We start from the raw sequence: 21,912 nt of genomic DNA on the forward strand, positions 1-21,912 counted from the left end.
GGATTGCTCAAGTTTACAGATCGTCGCCTCTGAAAGATACGCCTTCTACCTTTACATTGACTTCAACAACACGTAACCCGGTCATGGTCTCTACCGCTTCTCTTACATTCTGCTGGAGCATGCGGGAAACTTCATGAATCGGTGTCTCGTACAGGACGATGATGCGCAGATCAATGGCTGCTTCCAGCTGGCCGACCTCCACGCCCACGCCTTTCTGTACGTTTTTACCGCTCAGGCGCTTGGCCCAGCCCTCTGACAATCCTCCAGACATTGCGGCAATTCCGGGTGTCTCCATCGCAGCCATTCCGGCAATTTTCGCCACTACGTCATCGGCAATCCGGATGTTTCCGCCCTCTAGTTGAAGTTGTTCTGCCATGCCACATCCTCCTTCACTTCGTTACTCGTATTTTAAATCCTTTCGACCCCAAAAAGCAAATTAAACTCAAAAAGATGCGTTTACAACCTACCATGATTTGGTTATATTGAAATATGAAAATAATCTCATAAGTATTTAGTCATATCGTTTAAAACAAAATAATATGTTACCGAGGTGTTTGTTGTGAGAAACCGAATTTCATCCATTTTGCTGATTGCCACCTTTGCACTCAGCGCCGTCGCCCACTACTTGAAATGGGATTCGATTCTGCAATTCGTCATTTCAGCCATTTCGGTTATTTTTGTGGCCGGTTTTTTAGGCAAAGCCACCGAAAATGTAGCCCACTATGCCGGACAGCGGTTAGGCGGATTTTTGAATGCTACATTCGGCAATGCCGCCGAATTGATTATCGCCATTTTCCTCGTCAAAGAAGGATTGTTCGACATGGTTAAGGCCAGTTTGACAGGCTCCATTATCGGTAACCTGCTGCTGGTGCTTGGTCTAAGTATCTTTGCCGGAGGACTCAAGTTCAAAATTCAGAATTATAACGTATCCCTTGCCGGTCTAAACGGCTCCCTGATGATTGTAGCCATCATTGCCCTGTTTATTCCAGCCGTCTTCCTGAATACCCATTCCATCACACAGAAGGATACGAACACACTCAGTCTCATTGTCGCAGGTTTGCTGATCCTTGCCTACATAGCGTGGTTGGTGTTCTCCATGGTTACGCACAAGAACTATCTCGCAGATGTCACTGTGGATGAAGATGAAGAGTTGCCGCATGAACATGCACCCGAGTGGTCTAAGAAAAAATCAATTCTCTATCTTGTTCTTGCAACCGTCATGGTTGCCTTCGTCAGTGAATGGCTCGTTGGCACCCTTGAGGTGTTTACTGAACAATTTGGACTCAGCGAACTGTTCGTCGGTGCGTTCCTCGTTGCCATTATCGGTAACGCCGCGGAACATAGTGCAGCCATTATGCTTGCCATGAAAAACAAAATCGGTGCCGCCGTTGAGATCGCAGTCGGCAGCAGTTTACAAATCGCACTCTTTGTAGCTCCTGTGCTCGTTTTTGTCAGCTACTTCACAGGCAGAACGATGGACATTGTGTTTACAACGATTGAGCTGGTCGCCATTGGCGTAGCCGTATTTATCGCCAAGTCCATCACCCAGGACGGTTCAACGAACTGGTACGAAGGTCTGCTCCTAATGGTTGTGTATGTTATTTTGGGTGTATCGTTCTTCCTGGTATAACAGTACTCCCATCATCCTAAATAATAGACAAAAAATTAGCGCGTAAAAGGCAGCCTGGAAATCGCATTTCCAGGCTGTTTTTTCTTTTCTCCCTCGCCTAAACCACATCAGACGAGCTGTTTCAATTCAGGCGCACAAAAAAAGCATGCAAACACCTGCATGCCTTCTATTCTGACCCACGCTATTGCAGGCTATTGCTCATTCTTCTTGTTCAAAGCTTCATATAGAATCGCCAGATTCCGCTCAAGCGCGCTTACCAGCTGCTTACCAGCACCTTCTGGAAGAAGCCCTGCACGAACAGCAAAATCGACTTCCTTGGAGAACCCATACATCTGTGTATCCAATACTTCCTCATAGAGAGGGCAGTAGCGGGTAGCCAGATTCTCCATCTGTACTTCAATAAGCTTCTGTATTTTATCTGCATCTTCTTGAAGAAGACTGATCGCTTTCAAGTGCAACTGGTCCTGCAGATCAGATGAAGTCATGCATTTTTCCCCCCTATGTTCCAAAAATCGCGTAAAGACGTTCTACCTCTAATATTAGACGAAATCAGGAGCTAATACAAGAACCTGACCAAAATAACCATAGATTATGGAGAGCTTTATTCCTGCCTAATCCCCCTATTTTACGGAGGTCTTGCCGTACACCTGAATTATCTCATGCAAAAAAAAGCACCTCTGCCATAATAGGCAGAGATGCTTCTTAGTGCCATTACTCGGATGCGATACTTACATTCAGTCCATGTTTGGCAAATACTTCTGACATAGCTGCTTTGGCTTCAGCTGCATCCGGGCCATGAACGTGCAGTTCATAGCTGTGCGTGCTGATCAGCGTTGTAAACAGTCCGAGAATACTTTTCACATCGATATACTTGTTCTCTGAATGAAGCACGATTGAAGAAGTAAACTTGCTCGCTGTTTGAGCAATTTCCACTACCGCTGCGTTATTACTCGACATAGGAATCCCTCCGTCTTTTCACTTTTGGTATCATCTATTAATTACCACTACATGATACCGTGAATCCGCTTTCCTAGCAACAGCAAAATACTGTTCCTATTTCAGACGATCCGGATTGAGGCATTCCAGCTCAGGAATAACGAAAATCCCGTCTTTACGGATCAATACATCATCAAAATAAATTTCGCCACCACCGTAGTCTGGACGCTGGATCAACACCAGATCCCAGTGAATGGAGGAACGGTTTCCGTTATCTGTTTCTTCATATGCCTGGCCTGGCGTAAAGTGCAAGCTGCCTGCAATTTTTTCATCAAACAGAATGTCCTTCATTGGGTGCAGGATATGTGGATTAAATCCAATTGCGAATTCTCCGATATGACGAGCGCCGTCATCTGAATTCAGAATTTCATTGATGCGGTCTGTATCGTTGCTTGTTGCTTCAACGATTTTACCGTCTTTGAAGGTGAATTTAATATTTTCAAAAGTAATGCCGTTATACAGCGTTGGCGCGTTATAACTAATCGTTCCGTTCACTGAATTACGTACAGGGGCACTGTACACTTCGCCATCCGGAATATTTTTTTGGCCAGAACATTTCTCTGCACCGATATCTTTAATGGAAAAGCTCAGGTCTGTTCCCGGTCCAGTGATACGCACTTTGTCCGTGCGTTTCATCAGATTAGCCAATGAATCCTGTGCTTTGTCCATTTTAGCGTAATCCAGGTTACATACGTCGAAGTAGAAATCTTCAAACGCTTCTGTGCTTGTATTCGCCAGCTGTGCCATACTTGCATTCGGGTAACGAAGCACAACCCATTTTGTATGTTTTACCCGTTGCTCGCTATGTACCGGATGGGAATAAAGTGAATTGTACATTTTCATTTTCTCTTCCGGCACATCGGACAAATCGTTCACATTCTCCCCTGCACGGATACCAATGTAACAATCCATTTGTTTCATCCGGTTCAGATCGATCTCTGCCCAGGTTTTCATCATTTCTTCTGTCGCATTTTTGAACATGGCACGCTGTACTGTTTTGTCAGTCAGCTGTACAAAGACGTTACCGCCTTTTTTGCCTACTTCTTCAATAATTGCATTAATCAGATCACGTTCCGTGCCGATCATCTCAACCAGCACATTCTCGCCGGGCTGTACATCTACAGAGTAGCCCACCAGATTGGCTGCGAGCTTCTGAATTCTTGGATCCTTCATCGTGTAAACTCCTCCTGTCATCCGCCATTCCTTGAATTGAACAACGGTAAATTACGATACTATTGTAGCACGCTACAACGATCTCGTCAGCAGGCAGCCCCGCAACTTATCTATTCATAAGCCCTGAAGTTTACATCTGTGACAAGAGCTTCTTTATTCCTTTTGCTGTTCATGTCCTTATAGCTCACCTGGCTTTCCGAAGAAAGTCGCAAGGGCAAGCTAGTTTTCCGATCTACGGTTAGATGATACACCGTCTGTACCTCGGCCTGCTTCATCATCTCTTGCATCGATGTTTCCCCTTGTTCCCACACTTTGTTCAAATCCTTCTCAAGCTTCTCCTGACTGCCTCCCTTAACCGCAGTTGCCTTGTGCATATACTCTGCCCGAATCGCATTCATCTCGTCGTTAAGCTGCGCGAGTGCCCACGTTTTGGCGTCTTTTGGTGCGAGTTCAATTCGCAGTATTTTCGTTCGACGACCTGAACCGTACTCGGACTTTATCGTTTTGTTCAACCGATCGATACTTTCCATTTGAGCGATGGGATTAAAACGGGACAGCGATCCGCGCAGGGGCTCATGTTGGGCAGTTAAAGCCATCCACTGTCCTTGTTTGCGTTCAAAAGATGCACTGAATCCACTCGGTTGCCCATTATTGTTAACAGCGGCGGCATTTACCCCTTTTACTCCCGCTCCGGCAGCAGTCACGGCTCCAGGCAGCCTCGTTTGCAAGGTCAAGCGGTCATGATCCTCCAGCTTGCCCTCAAATTTAAACTGATTTTCGAACAGCCCGTTGCTTTCGCGTCGTAATCCTGCTTCCCCATCAAAACTCAGCTTTTCTTTACCTGCTATTCCGGATAAAGCAAGTGAAAATAACTCCTCAGGAGTTCGATCTCGCTCTAACAATCCACAACCAGGAGCACACAACACAACAATGCTGAGAATCAACAATAGCCCACGTAAATACCGACGGTTCAACATGTTCTATTCCACCTTTCCATCAAACTTTCTCCATAGCCTGCCCCTCCCTTATTTGCTTATACTTCCTTCCTTTGGCATCGCCTCTTCAAAAAAATAAAGAGAGGACGACTCCGCAATCGGAATAGTCCTCTCTTAACGTGTAACTTCCTGTTCTTCCATGACGATCCGATTTCGACCACCATGCTTCGCATCGTACAATGCCATATCAGCCCGGTAAAATAACGATTCCACACTAACCTTCTCATCCATCCAGTTCCATTCGGCAATACCGCTGGATACGGTCACGGAAGGCCTTGTTTCTTCAGCAACCCTGGTGCGAATGATTTCCGCATATTCCAGTGCCTGACGAGCACCAATCTGAGGCATATAGATGGCCAGCTCTTCCCCGCCCCATCTGGCGCAGATGTCCTCAGGCCGGACGGAACTTGTTACAATGTCGCTTACCTGTTTCAATACCTGATCACCTGTTTGGTGCCCAAACGTGTCATTCACCTGCTTAAACTGGTCAATATCCACAACAACCAGTGAACCACAGAATTCATGAGCCTGACGTTCATGGATCACACTATCCAGGTAATGCCTCACATACAGTCCTGTCAGCATATCCAGGTTAGCCAAACGTCGTACCTCGGCGTGAAGCGTTGCATTGGAGAGAGCAAGTCCAATATGAATGGACAACATCTGCAGCAGGCGGTAATTGTCGTACGAAAAATACTGCTTTTTGGGATGTCCCAGCAAAATGGCAGCCTTCACTTCACCATTCACCCGAACGGGTGAAGCAATCAATGACATTGAGCCGGTAAGATCCATGAAGACCGATGACACTCTATCGTATTTCGCATAATTGGATAGGATGAGCGGTTCTTCGGTTTGATACAGCAAACCAGCAATTCCATAATCCATTGGAAACGATTTGCGACCTAACTCACTCACATTGGATGACATCACTTCGAAGTGATCCGTACTGTCATTCAGTTGAAGAATACAACATGATTCAGCCTGAAAAATGTCCTTCAACTCCTGTTCAGAGAATTGATAGATCTCCATGAGCTGCAGGCTTTTGTTCAAACGTTGTGTCAGATCGTTGATTAGACGAAGTTCCTGGATCAACATATTCGATTGCTCGTGCAGTTTGGCATTTTCAAAGGCAGTTCCTGCTGTATCCGCCATCATCGTAATGAGTTGGAGATCGGAATCTTCCATTAACTCCTCATTCATCTCAATATGAAATACACCATAGATCCCTTGTTTACCTTTTAGAGGAAGACCAACCTCCAGTATGCGATGTTCACCTTCATCCGATCGAACAACAATGAGCTTGCCTTCCATAAACGATTGTACACAGATGTCTTCTCCACGTTCATGAACAAGCAACGGTTTGATACGTGGGTTGAGGCTGCTCTGATCCTGCGACATATACAATGTCATACGAGTCGTTGGATATAAGTAGTCAATGCTGTCAAAGACTTCATCCAATATGGCATCCACATCCATTTTGTCATGCATCCGTTGAACGATTTGGAACAGAATTGACCTTCGGTGCTCTTCACGAGCCGTTTGTTCATGAGCATGTAATAGATCCGTCATAAATATGTATTCAAATCTTCGGTAAAAGCAGGTACGATAATGCAATGCCTCCGATCGAACAACGGCTTCAGACGTGTCATCTCGATTTTGCTCGTAGGTTACAGCAGTGAAGACAGCAAACATATCCTTATTTGTTCTGGAGAAAAGAGGTTCAGCCATTAGATGGTACTCTCCACTTTCAGTGGTTCCACGTAACGACTGGGCCTGTCCCGTTTCAAGGCATTGCATCACAGTCGAATGTACATCGAGCAATGGAGCCCCTTCATTTCCTTGCCCCATACAGATCCCTTCTGTATTCCATACGTTGTATATTATCGATGATCTGTCGGAGTGCGGCCGCCGTTGGATATGCCAGTCGGTGTATGCTTGTTGCAGCAGGCTTCCCAAATATGAAAAATCAAAAGGTGTGATGTCCATTTTTTGCATCCAGAATACATGCGCTTCGTGAGGAGCGGCAGAAGATGCGGAATCGCCCGAACTTCGCGAATTCAAGCTGGCTGGTTTACTTCTTAGATGTTCTAACATGTCAGGCGCTCCTTTGCACCGTTTTTGCATCCACTCGGATGCATTAATCTGCAGACGTTATCGCAAACCTGCAAATTCTATGCGATAACCTTAATGTACAAGATCATTTAAAGTTAAGATACAATCTATTTTACTCTCTTTAAAGCATTTTTGCATCCATATTTCAGAAAATTGTCCCATTATTTTGGGCCTAAGGACCTATCGACAAATTTAGACGTTTTTTTGCTTTTATCACAGGCTTGACTTTGGTTCTAGTAAACTGTAAAATAAATTGTTGATGAAGACTACTAATGGGTCTTTAAATTTGGGCATTACCGGTTGTGTCACCCTCATTCTTTTTGTTGCTTTCAGGACAGCGGCTGAACTTTCCTGATCGTTCTATGCGTGGCTTAGCCCGCATCAACAAATTGGAGCGCAAACAGAGCCCTATATGAACTTTAACTAAAAAGGAGCTACTTTAAACATGGCACGTTACACTGGTCCTAAATTTAAATTGAGCCGTCGCCTCGGCATTTCCCTGAGCGGAACAGGCAAAGAATTGAAACGTCCTTTCCCTCCAGGTCAGCACGGAGCTAACCAACGGAGAAAAATCAGCAACTACGGTATGCAATTGCAAGAAAAACAAAAATTGCGTCACATGTACGGTTTGGGCGAGAAGCAATTCCGCACTCTCTTTGCTAAAGCGCAAAAAATGCAAGGTATCGCAGGTGAAAACTTCATGTTCTTGCTTGAGAGCCGCCTTGATAACCTCGTATACCGCCTTGGATTCGCTAACTCCCGCGCTGGTTCGCGTCAGTTGGTATCCCACGGTCACGTAACTGTAAACGGCAAAAAAGTTGACATCGCTTCTTACCAAGTAAGCACTGGCGACGTTATCAGCCTGCGTGAAAGAAGCCGCGGTCTTTCTTCCGTTAAGGAAGCTTTGGAAAACCGTTCGCATCTTCCGGCATACGTAGAATTCAACGATACTGCTCTGGAAGGTAAATTTATCCGTTTGCCTGAGCGTTCGGAATTGTCCCAAGACATCGACGAAAAACAAATCGTCGAGTTCTACAACCGTTAATCGTTGGAATTTCATTAAGCTTCACACCAAACAGCTGTCCGAGATTTTCTCGGCAGCTGTTTTTTTTATTTCGAGAGAAACAAAGAGCAAAAAAAAGAGGTCGTACCTGCACCTAATACAAGGATATGGCCTCTTTCCTATACATAGTCGTCTATTTTCATCCACACTCGGACGCTCAATACTTCCACGTTTTATTGAAATTCTCCATGACTTCTCATGATATGTAATTCAATTCCGCATGATATATATCATAATCCAAGAAAGAATGGCAATTTTCGACCATTGCTTGTATTTCTCAGGCATGCAAACCAGCCTTTTTATGCTATAATAAGTGCTGTTAAAAGGAGGAAGACACTGAATGGTTGATGTTAATAAGAAAAAGCCCGAGGAACAGCCTGCCCGCAAGCGCAGTTTTGCCCGCAGACTGGGTAGTTTCGTCAAATGGATGGTTGTCCTTGGATTCATGGGGGTACTATTTGTAGGCGGTGCTCTAATGGGATACGTCAGTTCCATTGTGAAAGACGAACCCGTCCGTTCACGGGCGCTGATTGAACAAAAAGTCAGCGAAAACTCCATCACAGGCTTTGCTTACTTTGCCGACGGCAGCCCGATCGGTCAATTACGAACAGAAGAAGACAGGCGTCCGGTCACCTTTGACCAGATCCCACAGAACGTTATTGATGCAGTCATTTCGATTGAAGACAATCATTTTTACGAACATAAAGGTGTAGACATGAGCGGAACGCTCCGTGCCGTGAAACAGAAAGTGCTGAAAGAATCTGTTCAAACAGGCGGTAGCACACTGACTCAACAATTGGCCCGGCGTGTATTCCTCAATCTGGATCGTACCGAAGACCGGAAAGTGAAAGAAATATTACTTTCGCTCCGACTCGAACGTTTCCTGACCAAAGACGAAATTATGACAGCGTATCTGAACAAGGTTCCTTTTGGTAACGGCTCCAGTGGATATAATGTATATGGAGTCAAGGCAGCTGCCAAAGGACTGTTCAATATTAATGATTTGAGCAAAATAAACACAGCTCAGGCTGCTTATCTTGCCGGATTGCCTCAGCTCCCCTCCTCTTACTCTGCCTTTAATGGAAAAGGCGACTTTGTTGAGGACAATTTTGAGCGTGCAATCAATCGTCAGCATCTGGTCTTGCGCCGTATGCTGGAACTGGGCAAAATTAATCAGTCCGAGTATGACGAAGCTCTTGCTTTTGACATCAAGAGTTCACTCGCACCCAAAACCATCAAAGCTTACAATACTTATCCATACCTTATGATGGAAACAGAGCGACAAGCTGCACAGATTTTAATGAAGCAACTGAATTCGGATAAGGCTGAAGGCACGGATGCCAATGCGGATACAGCCAAGGATACGGATACCGATACACCGCAAAAAGAAAGCAGTGCTCTGCTGGAAGAAGCTCAGCAGCAATTGCGTACAGGCGGATATCGTATCTACACGACGATCAACAAAAGTATCTACAAAACAATGCGTACCATTGCCGAAGATGACAGTAATTTCGCTGCTGACGATCCCGTGAAGGGAAAAGAACAGACTGCTGCCATGTTGATCAATCACAAAACAGGAGCCATTCTCGGCATGATTGAAGGCCGTAATTTCCAGGATGAGCAGATGAACTATGCAACTCAGATGGTGCGTCAGCCAGGTTCAACTATGAAACCTATTGCCGCTTATCTGCCTGCACTGGATGAAGGGCTTGTTCAACCGGCTTCCATTATTGACGATTCACCGATAATTCTGAAAGACGGCCAGACCGGATTCCATATTCCGAAAAATGCCAACAATCGCTACCAGGGACTTGTGACTGCCCGTAGAGCACTCAACTACTCGCTAAATGTGCCTGCGCTTAAGCTATTCAACGAAGAAGTTGGTATCGACAAATCATGGGCTTTTGCCAAGAAGCTGGGGATTACCACCATCCAGCCGGCAGATTACCAAGCTCAGACCGGTGTTCTTGGAGGACTTCAGTACGGTGTTACCGTTGAAGAGCTTACCAATGCCTATGGAGCCATTGCTAACAATGGTGTGTACAATGATTCCTATATGATTAGCAAAATTGTAGACTCAAAAGGGAATATCGTATATAAACACGATGCAGAGCCTGTTCAAGCTTTCTCAGAACAGACGGCATACCTGATGACAGATATGCTACGTACCGTTATTACAGAAGGTACAGCCGATAAAGTTCGTGAAAATTACAAGTACTCCAAGAGTGTGCCTATCGTAGGCAAAACGGGTTCAACCCAAAACTATGCGGATGTCTGGTTTGAAGGCTATACGCCGGATGTCACATTGGGTGTATGGGTTGGATACAAACAGCCGATAAACACGCTCGAGACCAAATCACAGAAGAAACGTGCACAGCAGCTGTGGACGCAAATCATGAATCAAGTCATCGCTACAGACAAAGAGATGTTCGTTACCGATTCATTCAAGAAACCATCCGGGATCGAGACACGAACTGTATCGGCTTATAGCGGCAAATTGCCAACATCTCTGACTGACAGATTTGTCACTGATATTTTCAATAGCAAATTTGTGCCGAAGGACAGCGATGATGGCGTCGCCAAAGCCAAATATATCACTTACAATGGTGTCAACTACATTCCGCGTGATGAAACACCTGGAGATATGACGAAAGAGAAAACCGTCGTCAAGCGCAAGAAACCGATCTCTGATCTCATCAAGGAACTGCAAAGTGCATTCTCACGCATGAGTCGTCACGAATCACTTGCATATTACCTGCCGGAAGATGCCGATGCAGACATGCCGACACAGATCGATCCAAGAACAGATAACGGCAAAGCACCAGATGCACCAGGCAATGTGAGAATTTCCGTTGCCAACGGGAACGCCGTGATTACATTTAACGCAACACCGGAAAGTGATGTGGTTGGCTATCGCCTGTATCGCTCAGTAAATGGCGCCGGATTCCAGAATCAGGGGCAGGTTGTCCTGACAGGTGAGTCCAGATCATTTACTGCATATGCACAAGGTGGAAACTTTGCGTTCTACGTGACAGCAGTGGATGTAGCTGGTCGTGAGTCTGCTCCTAGCGCAGCAGTTAGCAGTGCGGGAACGGTGGAGCCTCCTGCAGATGAAGAAATAAATGAACCGATTAATGTTCCGGGAACAGTCGTTACACCGGAAGACTCTCAGAATGAGAACGCCGCAACTACGGCTCCGGCTACACCGGGCCAAGTGAGCGTGTCGGCGCTCTCCCAAGGACTGCGCATTCAGTGGGCCTCCAATCCGGAATCAGATGGTGTTCAAAGTTATGCTGTATATTTTAGTGAGACAGGGTCAGCCCCTTACACCAAAATTGGTACAACTTCAGGGACCTCCATGGACTACGGAGTACCTGCATCCACCAGTGGATGGTTCAAGGTATCCGCCAGCAACAGCATAGGCGAATCCGAGCCGTCCGGAGCTGTGCATTTCCAACCGTAATACAGAGTTATCATAACTCCTCTCTCAACCCCATTCTCGCATCATGAGGATGGGGTTTTGTTATTCATTGATATCCAAAAGTAAAAGCCTGATCCGCAATGAGACACGGATCAGGCTTTGTATTGGAATCATGGGACAGGCAGACACGTTGTATCCGCTGGTTTATGCTTTAGTCTTCAATGGTCGATAGATCGCCTGTGGGCAGATCCAACTCCCAAGCTTTCAACACACGGCGCATAATCTTGCCGGAGCGGGTCTTGGGCAGTTTATCCTTGAACTCAATCTCACGCGGAGCGGCGTGAGCAGACAAGCCCTCTTTTACAAATCGATAGATCTCTTCCTTCAGCTCCGGTGTCGGCTCATACCCCTCACGAAGTGCCACAAAGGCCTTAATGATCTCTCCGCGAGTTACATCCGGTTTACCGATAACGCCTGCCTCTGCTACCGCAGGGTGCTCTACGAGCTTGCTCTCCACCTCAAAGGGGCCAATACGTTCTCCTGAAGAGTTAATGACATCATCAATCCGGCCCTGGAACCAAAAGTAGCCATCTTCGTCCATATAAGCGGAATCACCGGATACATACCAGCCAGAAAGTCGGAAGTACTCCTCATATTTGGCCGGGTTATTCCAGATCTTCGCCATCATGGACGGCCAGGAAGTACGAATAGCCAGGTTCCCCATACTATATGGCGGCAGTTCCTGTCCTCGATCGTCAATAATGGCTGCTTCAATTCCCGGTAATGGACGACCCATGGAACCTGGTTTGATTGGCATGCCCGGGTAGTTACAGATTAATTGTCCACCCGTCTCCGTCATCCACCAGGTATCATGAATTCGCTGTCCATAGGCTTTCCAGCCCCAACGGACAACTTCGGGATTAAGTGGCTCACCCACAGACATGACGTGACGGAGACTGCTCAAATCATGCTGGGCAATGGTCTCTTCGCCCGCTCCCATCAACATGCGGAAAGCCGTCGGTGCACTGTACCATACGCTGACTTTGTTTTTCTCAATGGTGCTGTACCAGTCTTTCGGACTGAAACGTCCCCCACGAATAACGTTGGTCACACCATTCAACCATGGTGCAAAAATTCCATAGGAGGTACCTGTTACCCAACCCGGATCGGCTGTGCACCAGTATACGTCATCCTCGCGCAAATCGAGTACAACCTTGCCGGTGTAATAATGCTGAATCATCGCATTCTGCACATGATATACACCTTTCGGTTTGCCTGTAGATCCGGAAGTATAGTGAATCAGCAGACCGTCTTCGCGAGTCAGCCACTCCACTTCCATATCATCCGAAGCTGCGGACATCTCTGCATCAAAGTCGATGAGTCCTTCTTCCGTCTGCGGACCGCCACCCACAACAAAAATATGCTTCAGTTCAGGCAATTCGGAACGTTTGATTCGCCCCAGCAATTGAGGGGTTGTCACCAGGGCTACAGCTCCGCTATCCTCCAGTCGGTCCTTCACCGCAGTTTCCATAAAGGCCTCAAATAGAGGACCTGCAACAGCCCCAACCTTCAATATGCCCAACAGGCTGAAATAGAGCTCAGGACTGCGAGGCATAAAAATAAATACCCGATCACTCTTAGCAATACCATATTTGCGGAGAACGTTACCGAAGCGATTCGATTGCTCACTCAAGTCAGCAAACGTGTATGCCTCTTCACGCGTAGCATCACTGTATAATAGCGCCGTTCTCCCGCCTCTTCCTTCCAGCACATGACGATCAATCGCTTCATGCGCCATGTTGACTTTCCCGCTGGCGTGCCACGTAAAGTGCCTTTCGACCGATTCCCAATCAAACCGGCTTCGGGCCTCCGTGTAATCGCCCAGATTAGATTCAGACACAACCGTTTGCAGCATCTCACCATGTGCTTGACTCATGCTTGCCAGCCTCCTTCAACTCGACATTTCGATTCCCAATATGGGTCACTTCTGATTGCCTTTGTGTTGACTGAACTTCCAGTTAGCGCTTACATTAGTAGAGAGAACTTCTCATCATGTACTTGCCAGGCCAAACCGATGAACCCAAACTGCAGTTGATTTGTGAACATTTTTTGTCTACGCAATTATAGCAAATCTTTTCAATCATCGTCTATGGCTTTTCAAATTTTTGGTTTTTTGCTATAAGTAGGGGGAGAGAGGAGCATGAACTATGGAGCATATTAAGGAGCATCATATGCGTTCCATCTTCAAGTCCGGCCACCGAATCATCATTGAGGGACCAGTTCAGGCCGAGACGATTACGCAGCTTGAATTTCATTCCGATCTGGATGCCTTCCGGCGCCCATCGGAACAACAGGAGGCATTGGCCGAAATTGCCGCATTGCCCGAAGGTCGAATCATAATAGCGCGGGAAAATGAGACCATTGTCGGTTATGTAACTTTCCATTATGCAGATGATTGCGAGCGTTGGTCGGAGGGCAATATGACCGATCTAATTGAGCTGGGCGCCATTGAGGTTGCGGATTCCTATCGCTCTCTCGGGATTGGGCGCGAAATGCTGCTCACCGCGTTTGAAAATGGACAGATGGAGAAATATATCATATTCACAACGGAATATTACTGGCATTGGGATTTGAAGGGCAGCGCCCTTTCCGTATGGGATTACCGCAAGATGATGGAAAAATTGATGCAAACCGTAGACATGACCTGGTACGCCACCGATGATCCCGAGATTTGTTCACATCCGGCAAACTGCCTCATGGTCCGAATTGGCAGCCAAGTACCCCTGGAATCGGAAGAACAGTTCGACCGCGTTCGATTCCGCCATCGTTTTATGTATTAATCACGAATGCGCATGAAAAATTCCGAATGCGTATACATAGAAAAACCGCCTCTTCGCGAACAGGTTCATCATGGATGATCTGAAAGGAGGAAGCGGTTTTTGTTGTTTTTAAGCCTATACCATGCTCGACATGCGTATACCTTATGGGGTTACATATGTTCCAGCATATGTTCCACAATACGGTGAGAGCGCTGGGAAGACTCCACAGTAAACTCGGCAAAGTTCACATGTGCTGATCCATCTGCTTTGTCAGACATTGCGCGAAGTATAACGAACGGAACACGGTTCATGAAGCTTACTTGCGCTACGGCAGCTCCCTCCATCTCCGCACATGCCCCATTCATTTCGGTATACAGCATTTTCACCGTATCCTTGTTTGCAATGAATTGATCCCCTGACAGCACTTTGCCGATCAGATAGTTCGCTCCCTGCGCTTTGCAGGCTTCTTCAGCTAATGCGATAAGTGATGCTTCCGCTGGGAAGGCGGACGTCTCCTGGTAAGGAATAACCCCGCGCTCAAATCCAAGTGGGGTCACATCCATATCATGCTGTACACATTCGGAAGAGATGACCATATCTCCAATATTCAACTCTGGATTAACTGCACCCGCAACACCTGTGAAAATAATACGATTAACCTGAAAACGATCAATCAAAATCTGTGTCGTCACAGCCGCATTCACTTTACCCACGCCTGATTTGCAGACCACAATCTGTTTACCCAGCCATTCACCTGCAACATAGGTAATACCAGTTTGTTTTACAGTCTCTAGTTGCTTCATACCAGCCAAGAGAAGTTCTACTTCCTCATCCATTGCACCAATGATACCGATCGTTTCACGCATGTTATGACCTCCTATATAGCATTCTGCATGTTAACCTGGACTCGTTTCCCTCCAAGTGTTTTTTCGTTACGTTCAGAACTCCATTCAGCACAAAAGCTCCGTTTCCGGAGCTTCCGTCATTCCACTATGTAGAGAGAATGCCTTCTCCCTTTCTTAAATCATTTCCATTTCAATCAGAAATGACGATGAACCATCAAAGCCTGTATTTAAACTACGTCTGCATGGCTTACAGACAGACGAAGAATCGTTTCATGCGGCAAAATAACCCGTGGGTTCTCCACATTTTCCTTCTTCATCAGCTTGGTCAGCAAACGCATCGCTACAGCGCCCAGGTCATACATCGGTTGAGCTACAGTAGTCAACTGAGGACGGACCATGGAAGCCATACGAATGTTATCCACACTGATGATGGAGAAGTCATCCGGTACTTTCAGACCTTCATCCTGAATGCTATGAATAGCACCAATTGCCATCTCATCTGTTGCAGCGAAGATTGCCGATGGTTTTTTCTTCAATCCGAGGAAATACTTCATCGCTTCTACACCGGACTCATAACGATAGTTACCAATACGTACGAGATCCTCCTGATATTCCATACCTGCTGCTTCAAGCGCTTTCTTGTACCCTTGGAAACGAGCATAACCGTTGGCAGGATCTTGCAGTGTACCACTGATCATTGCGATTTCCTTGTGTCCATGACGGATCAACGTATTTACAGCATCAAATGCCGCTGCTTCATGGTCAATATCTACAGAAGGGTACGTGCCCTTCTCGTCACTTGTTGCACAGAGAACAATCGGCACAGCCGCTGATTGAAACGCCTGAATATGCTCGTCCGTCACAGTTCCACCCATGAAGAGCAGACCGTCCACTTGTTTCTCAAGCAACGTGTTAATTACACGAATTTCTTTTTCTTTCTTCTTATCCGCGTTACACAAAATAATGTTGTAGTGATACATATTCGCAATATCTTCAATCCCGCGGGCAATCTCTGCAAAGGTTGAGTTCGAAATGTCCGGAATAACGACCCCGACCGTGGTTGTCTTCTTGCTCGCCAAGCCTCTGGCTACCGCATTCGGACGATATCCCAACCGATCGATGGCTTCATATACTTTTTTGCGTGTCTGTGGCTTAACATTAGGGTTATTATTAACAACCCGTGATACCGTTGCCATAGAGACACCGGCCTCACGTGCCACATCATAAATGGTTACCGTCACAGTACTTCTCTCCATTACCAGTAAATTTTCATACCATTTTCATTAAGATTTATATTACGACAAATTTATGCATTAATCAATTAAAATAGGCTTTAGGACTCACGCAGTGCTTTCGTGATTGTGGTTGAAGTAATATTCGAGTGGGAAGTATGCCATACAGGAATTCCCTTTTTGACTAGAATCGCCTGCGGAGATTCGTGCTTAACACCCAGCTTGTCCGCTGCTTCATTGGACACAGGGCGATCTTCCACTACATAAATGATACCGTATTTCACTTGTTCACTTGGACTATTTTGCAAATAATCGTTCATCTCCTGATAGGCGTTCGCGCTGATCGGGCAGCGAGTACTGTGCTTAAACAGAAGCAAGGGTTGATCCTCGGTAGCCTCCACTGCGGAGTTTAGCTGTTCAATACTTGTCATTTTAGTCATGTCAGCCATTTGATATACATCCCCCTTTACCAGGATTACCGCTATGTTGAGCGTTTTCACTCTACGATATCTTAACAAAAAGCGGGCGAAAAAGCCAATTTTCATGAAAACAAGCATTTTGCACGTCAAAATTAGACAGCATTCGAGAAGTGCGCCTGCCATACAAAACCGGATAATTGACCTAATCTGCGCTGTGTTGTCTCGATCCATTCTTCATCATTAGACTTTTGGGCGTAACCCATAATATCCAGCAGCAGGTTAATTCTCTCCTCCACAGCACGTTGCATCCGATGCTCCATCTCACGATCCGAAGCGTCTGGCCAAGCCAGCAGTTGTTCATGGAAAAGATCCGCAAGTTCATTTCGCTCTCCAAACGATACATCCTGTTTCGCTGGCTGTTCACCGAGTGTACTGATGCACTCTTTCAAATCCGGCTTGACCGGCTGAAGCACTTCATAGGAAACACAGTCTGTACAAGCAAATACAGGTACGTTACGAATCTCCACCTTTTTGGCATATACCACCGTTCTTAATTCCAGTTCCATTACATGTCCGCATCTGCACGTCTTACGCACAGTCATCACCTCATTCGTTCTATACTCTTATACAGATACCATTCGACCTATTTCCGCTCAAATCCTGCTATAAACCAGAGGTTGCACAAATTACCACTGTCTCCAGATGAAGGTTGTCGAATGTAGGCGTTCATTGAGATGTAATCGCTTCCCCAATGGCGAAATTGCATGACGATGAAGTCAACATGAGAATCTGTTACAATAAAGACGTTATGTGCTAATTACCGCAAAAGGAGAGATGATGATGAGATTAACAGGCAAAAAAGTCATCGCCCTGGTCGATGAAGAATTCGAAGATCTGGAACTGTGGTATCCGGTACATCGTGTTCGTGAAGAAGGCGCTGAGGTGCATCTCGCCGGAGAGAAAAAAGGCAAAACCTACATTGGTAAATATGGTGTTCCCGCGCAGGCGGAATACAGTTTTGATGAATTGGATAGTTCAAACTATGATGGTATCCTTGTACCCGGGGGCTGGGCACCGGACAAGCTTCGTCGCTATCCCAAAGTACTTGAGCTCGTTAAGGAAATGCATGCGGATCGTAAGCCGATTGGACAGATCTGTCACGCAGGTTGGGTACTGATATCCGCCAAAATACTGGACGGGGTTACGGTAACTTCTACACCGGGTATCCGGGATGACATGGAAAATGCCGGAGCCATCTGGAAAGATGAAGCCGTTGTTGTGGATGGACACATCATTTCAGCTCGCCGTCCACCTGATCTTCCGCCGTATGGCAAAGCATTTTGCGATGCACTTGCTGAAAAATAAAACAAAGCCCCGCGCCATATGGCGTGGGGCTTTATCGTTAAAATAAGACTATTTTCCAAAATTGTACAAAAGTTAATATTTTCACTTAAAGGTATTTATTTGAAAATAACCCATTCAGGATGCATTCGATCCACTCTGTTCATCCGGACTGCCCATCGAATCATTGAAGACCTGTAGACGCTCTTCGATGTCTGCACTTGTCCGAAGGCTGAAGCAATCATGGGCAGCCTCTTTGGCAGCAGCAGCCGTCGTATTCAATACTCTGTGCTTCACACGCAGCAAGGATTGTGGAGACATGCTCAGATTGCTGATCCCGAGCTCCAGCCATAGGGGAATCGAACGTTCGTCTCCTGCCATCTCCCCGCATACACTGACATCAATGCCTGCCGTATGAGCCGCATCGACTGTTGCGCGAAGCATGCGTAATACAGCCGGGTGATACGGATGATACATATGTGCAATCTGCTCATTCATTCGGTCTACAGCCAGTACATATTGCACGAGATCATTCGTACCGATACTGAAGAAATCAGCTTCTTCGGCAAGCAAATCGGCTATCATCACCGCTGCCGGAACCTCAATCATGATGCCCACCTGTATATGTGGATCGTACGGCAATTCGCGCTCGTCCAGATCAGACATCGCTTCACGCAGGATTTCATTGGCCTCCTGAAGTTCTTCTACCGAAGAGATCATCGGGTACATAATTTTGACATTGCCCGCAGCACTGGCCCGCAGAATGGCTGTGAGCTGTGTTTTGAACAGATCTTTGCGGTCCAGACTGATCCGAATCGCACGATATCCGAGAAATGGATTATCTTCTTCTGGCAGTTCAAAGTAGTCTAGCTGCTTGTCACCACCAATGTCGAGCGTACGAATAACGACAGACTGTCCTGCAGTTTTCTCAGCGACAAGACGATAAACCTCATACTGTTCCTGCTCACCCGGGAACGTAGCACGGTCCATGTATAGGAACTCTGTCCGGAACAACCCCACGCCCTTCGCCCCATGTTTCAGTGCCATATCCAGTTCCTTGACGGAACTGATGTTAGAAGCCAGATGCAGAACGGAACCGTCTTTGGTTACGGCATCCACTGTTGCAAGTACCTGCAGCTGCTCTTTTTTCTTCAATTGTTTGCTGCGAATCATCGTGTAACGTTCAATCGTCTTGCGATCCGGCTCCGTAAACACGAGGCCATTATCTCCATCGACAACCAACATATCTCCGGTCTCCACCGGCATGCCAAGACTCGCTTCCAGACCGGAAACGAGAGGAATGCCAAGGGCACGAGCCATAATTGCCGAATGTGACGTTTTGCCTCCAATAAGTGTCACAATACCCAGCACGTGGCTTGGATTCAAATGCGCTAATTGAGAGGGAGACAACTCTTTGGCCACGAGTATATAAGGCTGGGTATCCGATGGAAGCGTAATTTCCGGTGCGCCCAGCAGATGCTTTAATAAACGATTACCCACGTCCTTGATGTCGATGGCTCGCTCCTTCATATACTCGTCTTCGAGCAGATCAAACATGGTGACAAAATGATCAATGGCCTCTTTGACGGCTACTTCTGCTGCTTTGTACTGCCGTTCAATAATGCCACGAATTTCGTTCATGAACACCGGATCTTCCAGAATGGCCAGATGCGCATCAAAGATGCTGGACTCTTCAGGACCGACGACTTCCTTGAACTCGTTCTTGATATATTCAATCTCATCCTTCGATGTCCGTATGCCCTCGTACAGCCGTTCGAACTCTTGGGCGAGATCCACCGAATCCATCTTCTGATCCGGCAGATCCCATTCCCAACTGGGCAGGACAAATGCTTTGCCGATGGCTATGCCTGCAGCGCCGTTGATGCCTTGTATCTTCATTCTACCCCTCCAACGTTCCTGTCATAGAGCACCACGGACATAACGGATGCCTGACCTTTCTTAACTTGCTTAAATGGAGCAAAGCTCCATGATTTGACACGATCGGGATTCGTGATGACCATCGGTGTCGTCAGCGATGCCGCCTCGGCTCGCAACACAGCCAGGTCAAACTTGATTAACAACTGACCGGGCTCCACCGTATCCCCTTCCTGAACAAAGGCTTCAAAGTGGCCTTTCAGTTGGGATGTGTCGATACCGATATGCAACAGGACCTCAAGCCCTTCCCGAGTAGAGATGCCCAAGGCATGCATCGTTGGATACATGTGCATAATCGTTCCGTACACGGGTGAGACCAGCTCTCCCTTTTCCGGGACAAAGGCTACACCATCACCCACAAGCTTGGCTGCAAATATCTGATCCGGTACCTCTTCAATCGGCAGCATTTTGCCTTGCACAGGAGCACAGAACAGAACTTGTTGCAGATCACGTTCGAGCAGCTTCGCAATCTCTTCCCGGATTAATTCCGAATAGGTGCCAAATACCACTTGTACGTTACCACCACCCAGCTTGATAAGCCCTGCGGACCCCATACTCTTCATTGCACCTGTATCGATTAATCGATCATTATGCACGGTGAGACGAAGTCGTGTAATACAAGCCTCTACCTGCACAATGTTTTCTTTCCCGCCCAATGCTTCCAAAATAAGAGGAGCTTGATAAGGAATGTTACCTACCCAATCTTCCAGCATGGACCCCTCTTCGCGTCCTGGAGTTGGAATCTTGAACGTGCGAATCGCCCACCTAAACAGGAAATAATAGACTAACCCGTATAGTATGCCAATCGGAATGAGCTTCCAAGCATTCTCCGATAGATGGAAATTGAGTATGTAGTCGATAATGCCAGCCGAATATGAGAAACCATGGCGTATATCAAGCCAGTAACTGATCCACATCGCAAGTCCTGACATGACTGCATGCACGATGAACAGATAAGGTGCCGCAAACAAAAAGGCAAACTCAATCTGCTCCGATACCCCTGTCAGAAAACAAACGAGTGCGGAAGTGAGAAATGTTTTTTTGATTTTCGGCTTCAGATCTTCCCTTGCCTCCTGAATAATGGCAAAGGCAATCGCTGGAATCGCAAACATCATGATCGGGAATAACCCGGCCATAAAATACCCTGCTGTTGGATCACCCGCAAAAAATCGCGGCAAATCCCCTTGCACTATATTGCCGTCTGCTGTTTCATACGTCCCCAGTTGGAACCAGAATACATTGTTAAGCAGATGATGCAGTCCGAAGGCCACCAGCACCCTGTACAAGACCCCATATATAAACAGCCCAAAACCGCCGAGACTGTATTCCCAGGTGGCGATGGCGTTCAATGCATGTTGCAAAATGGGTGCGATCCATAACATAAAGAAGGAGAACAGTGCCGAGCAAAGTCCAACTATGAGTAAAACAAACCTTGAACCACCGAAAAACTGTAAGATTTCGGGCAGTTTAATACTTTTGAAGCGATTATGCGTCACCCCGGCAAGTGCGCCGAGAATAATTCCGATTAAGGAAGCAGGTTGAACGGTGCCATCCCCGAAATTGCGAGTCACCTGATCATATATCACAATACCAGCCAGAGCAGCGAGTCCCGCTTGTCCGGCCTGGTTGGAGAGTCCCAGCGCTACACCGACAGCGAACAAATACGGCAAAAAATAAAAAATACCGTGTCCGGCCACGGTAGACACTTCACCAACAACTTTCAATCCCCAGGCGTCCCAGGGCAAACTGCCAACACTCAGCAAAATTGCGGCGGCGGGCAGGACCATTGTAGGCAGCATTACCGCTCGTCCGAGCTGCTGCAAGGATCCGAGCCAATTCATGGCGACCTCTCCTTTCTATCCTAGATGGTAAGCTTTACGCAACGTTTTGTCAAAACAAAACAGTAACCTGTTGGTAATTTGTATTTCTCT

The 21,912-nt window shown here is 46.7% G+C and carries 18 protein-coding genes; 5 read left to right on the top strand and 13 right to left on the bottom strand.

Features of this window, described 5'->3' with window-relative positions; all coding sequences use genetic code 11:
- Positions 1–13 precede the first annotated feature (13 nt).
- Entirely contained in the window at positions 14–376 is a 363-nt protein-coding gene (locus AC4PM4_RS21380) for an Asp23/Gls24 family envelope stress response protein (RefSeq protein ID WP_024631137.1), read from the bottom strand.
- Between the two features lie 183 nt (positions 377–559).
- On the opposite strand from AC4PM4_RS21380, the gene cax reads away from it, so the two are divergent.
- Positions 560–1,630, top strand: coding sequence for a calcium/proton exchanger (gene cax / locus AC4PM4_RS21385; RefSeq protein WP_063565584.1), 1,071 nt, complete (start codon positions 560–562; stop codon positions 1,628–1,630).
- A gap of 191 nt (positions 1,631–1,821) precedes the next feature.
- On the opposite strand, the gene AC4PM4_RS21390 is transcribed toward cax, so the two are convergent.
- From AC4PM4_RS21390 to AC4PM4_RS21410, 5 genes are all read right to left on the bottom strand, one after another.
- Positions 1,822–2,115 (bottom strand): Fpa/YlaN family protein, encoded by a 294-nt coding sequence (locus AC4PM4_RS21390; RefSeq protein WP_024631139.1) that lies wholly within the window; start codon positions 2,113–2,115, stop codon positions 1,822–1,824.
- A 226-nt stretch (positions 2,116–2,341) separates the two neighbouring features.
- Positions 2,342–2,587, bottom strand: a complete 246-nt coding sequence (locus AC4PM4_RS21395) for an HPr family phosphocarrier protein (protein ID WP_024631140.1) — start codon at positions 2,585–2,587, stop codon at positions 2,342–2,344.
- 96 nt (positions 2,588–2,683) lie between these two features.
- Entirely contained in the window at positions 2,684–3,799 is a 1,116-nt protein-coding gene (locus tag AC4PM4_RS21400; RefSeq protein ID WP_072735360.1) for an aminopeptidase, read from the bottom strand.
- Positions 3,800–3,909: 110 nt separating this feature from the next.
- The gene (locus tag AC4PM4_RS21405) at positions 3,910–4,776 is read right to left on the bottom strand and encodes a hypothetical protein (RefSeq protein ID WP_063565582.1); all 867 of its coding nucleotides are present in this window, start codon (positions 4,774–4,776) and stop codon (positions 3,910–3,912) included.
- Positions 4,777–4,908: 132 nt separating this feature from the next.
- Complete coding sequence (locus AC4PM4_RS21410; RefSeq protein ID WP_491614515.1) at positions 4,909–6,888, bottom strand: sensor domain-containing diguanylate cyclase; 1,980 nt, start codon at positions 6,886–6,888, stop codon at positions 4,909–4,911.
- 463 nt (positions 6,889–7,351) lie between these two features.
- Here AC4PM4_RS21410 and rpsD point away from each other — a divergent pair, with 463 nt between their 5' ends.
- Together rpsD and AC4PM4_RS21420 are read left to right on the top strand one after the other, a co-directional pair.
- Positions 7,352–7,951, top strand: coding sequence for a 30S ribosomal protein S4 (gene rpsD, locus AC4PM4_RS21415; protein WP_063565580.1), 600 nt, complete (start codon positions 7,352–7,354; stop codon positions 7,949–7,951).
- Positions 7,952–8,309: 358 nt separating this feature from the next.
- Positions 8,310–11,432 carry a transglycosylase domain-containing protein gene (locus tag AC4PM4_RS21420; protein ID WP_072735363.1) on the top strand — a complete coding sequence of 1,041 codons (3,123 nt, stop codon included), beginning with the start codon at positions 8,310–8,312 and terminating at the stop codon, positions 11,430–11,432.
- A gap of 169 nt (positions 11,433–11,601) precedes the next feature.
- Here the strand turns inward: AC4PM4_RS21420 and acsA are convergent, their stop codons facing one another.
- Positions 11,602–13,326 (bottom strand): acetate--CoA ligase, encoded by a 1,725-nt coding sequence (gene acsA, locus AC4PM4_RS21425; RefSeq protein ID WP_491614516.1) that lies wholly within the window; start codon positions 13,324–13,326, stop codon positions 11,602–11,604.
- A gap of 271 nt (positions 13,327–13,597) precedes the next feature.
- Between acsA and AC4PM4_RS21430 the strand changes: the two genes are divergently transcribed.
- Positions 13,598–14,230, top strand: coding sequence for a GNAT family N-acetyltransferase (locus tag AC4PM4_RS21430; RefSeq protein WP_072735364.1), 633 nt, complete (start codon positions 13,598–13,600; stop codon positions 14,228–14,230).
- 149 nt (positions 14,231–14,379) lie between these two features.
- Here AC4PM4_RS21430 and AC4PM4_RS21435 read toward each other — a convergent pair whose 3' ends face one another.
- From AC4PM4_RS21435 to AC4PM4_RS21450, 4 genes are all read right to left on the bottom strand, one after another.
- On the bottom strand, positions 14,380–15,075 hold the full coding sequence (locus AC4PM4_RS21435) for a 5'-methylthioadenosine/adenosylhomocysteine nucleosidase (protein WP_099858263.1): 696 nt from the start codon (positions 15,073–15,075) through the stop codon (positions 14,380–14,382).
- A gap of 206 nt (positions 15,076–15,281) precedes the next feature.
- Positions 15,282–16,295, bottom strand: coding sequence for a catabolite control protein A (gene ccpA / locus AC4PM4_RS21440; protein WP_024631149.1), 1,014 nt, complete (start codon positions 16,293–16,295; stop codon positions 15,282–15,284).
- 92 nt (positions 16,296–16,387) lie between these two features.
- Positions 16,388–16,735, bottom strand: a complete 348-nt coding sequence (gene ytxJ, locus AC4PM4_RS21445; RefSeq protein ID WP_064636572.1) for a bacillithiol system redox-active protein YtxJ — start codon at positions 16,733–16,735, stop codon at positions 16,388–16,390.
- Positions 16,736–16,857: 122 nt separating this feature from the next.
- Complete coding sequence (locus AC4PM4_RS21450) at positions 16,858–17,271, bottom strand: hypothetical protein (RefSeq protein ID WP_090810777.1); 414 nt, start codon at positions 17,269–17,271, stop codon at positions 16,858–16,860.
- 271 nt (positions 17,272–17,542) lie between these two features.
- Between AC4PM4_RS21450 and AC4PM4_RS21455 the strand changes: the two genes are divergently transcribed.
- Positions 17,543–18,070 carry a type 1 glutamine amidotransferase domain-containing protein gene (locus AC4PM4_RS21455; protein WP_063565573.1) on the top strand — a complete coding sequence of 176 codons (528 nt, stop codon included), beginning with the start codon at positions 17,543–17,545 and terminating at the stop codon, positions 18,068–18,070.
- Positions 18,071–18,184: 114 nt separating this feature from the next.
- Here AC4PM4_RS21455 and ptsP read toward each other — a convergent pair whose 3' ends face one another.
- Positions 18,185–19,945 (bottom strand): phosphoenolpyruvate--protein phosphotransferase, encoded by a 1,761-nt coding sequence (gene ptsP / locus AC4PM4_RS21460; protein ID WP_063565572.1) that lies wholly within the window; start codon positions 19,943–19,945, stop codon positions 18,185–18,187.
- Positions 19,942–21,822, bottom strand: coding sequence for a glucose PTS transporter subunit IIA (locus AC4PM4_RS21465; protein WP_063565571.1), 1,881 nt, complete (start codon positions 21,820–21,822; stop codon positions 19,942–19,944). Before AC4PM4_RS21465 ends, ptsP begins: the two co-directional genes overlap by 4 nt.
- Between the last annotated feature and the right edge of the window lie 90 nt (positions 21,823–21,912).

The organism is Paenibacillus sp. MDV22-iso6 (assembly GCF_058408365.1).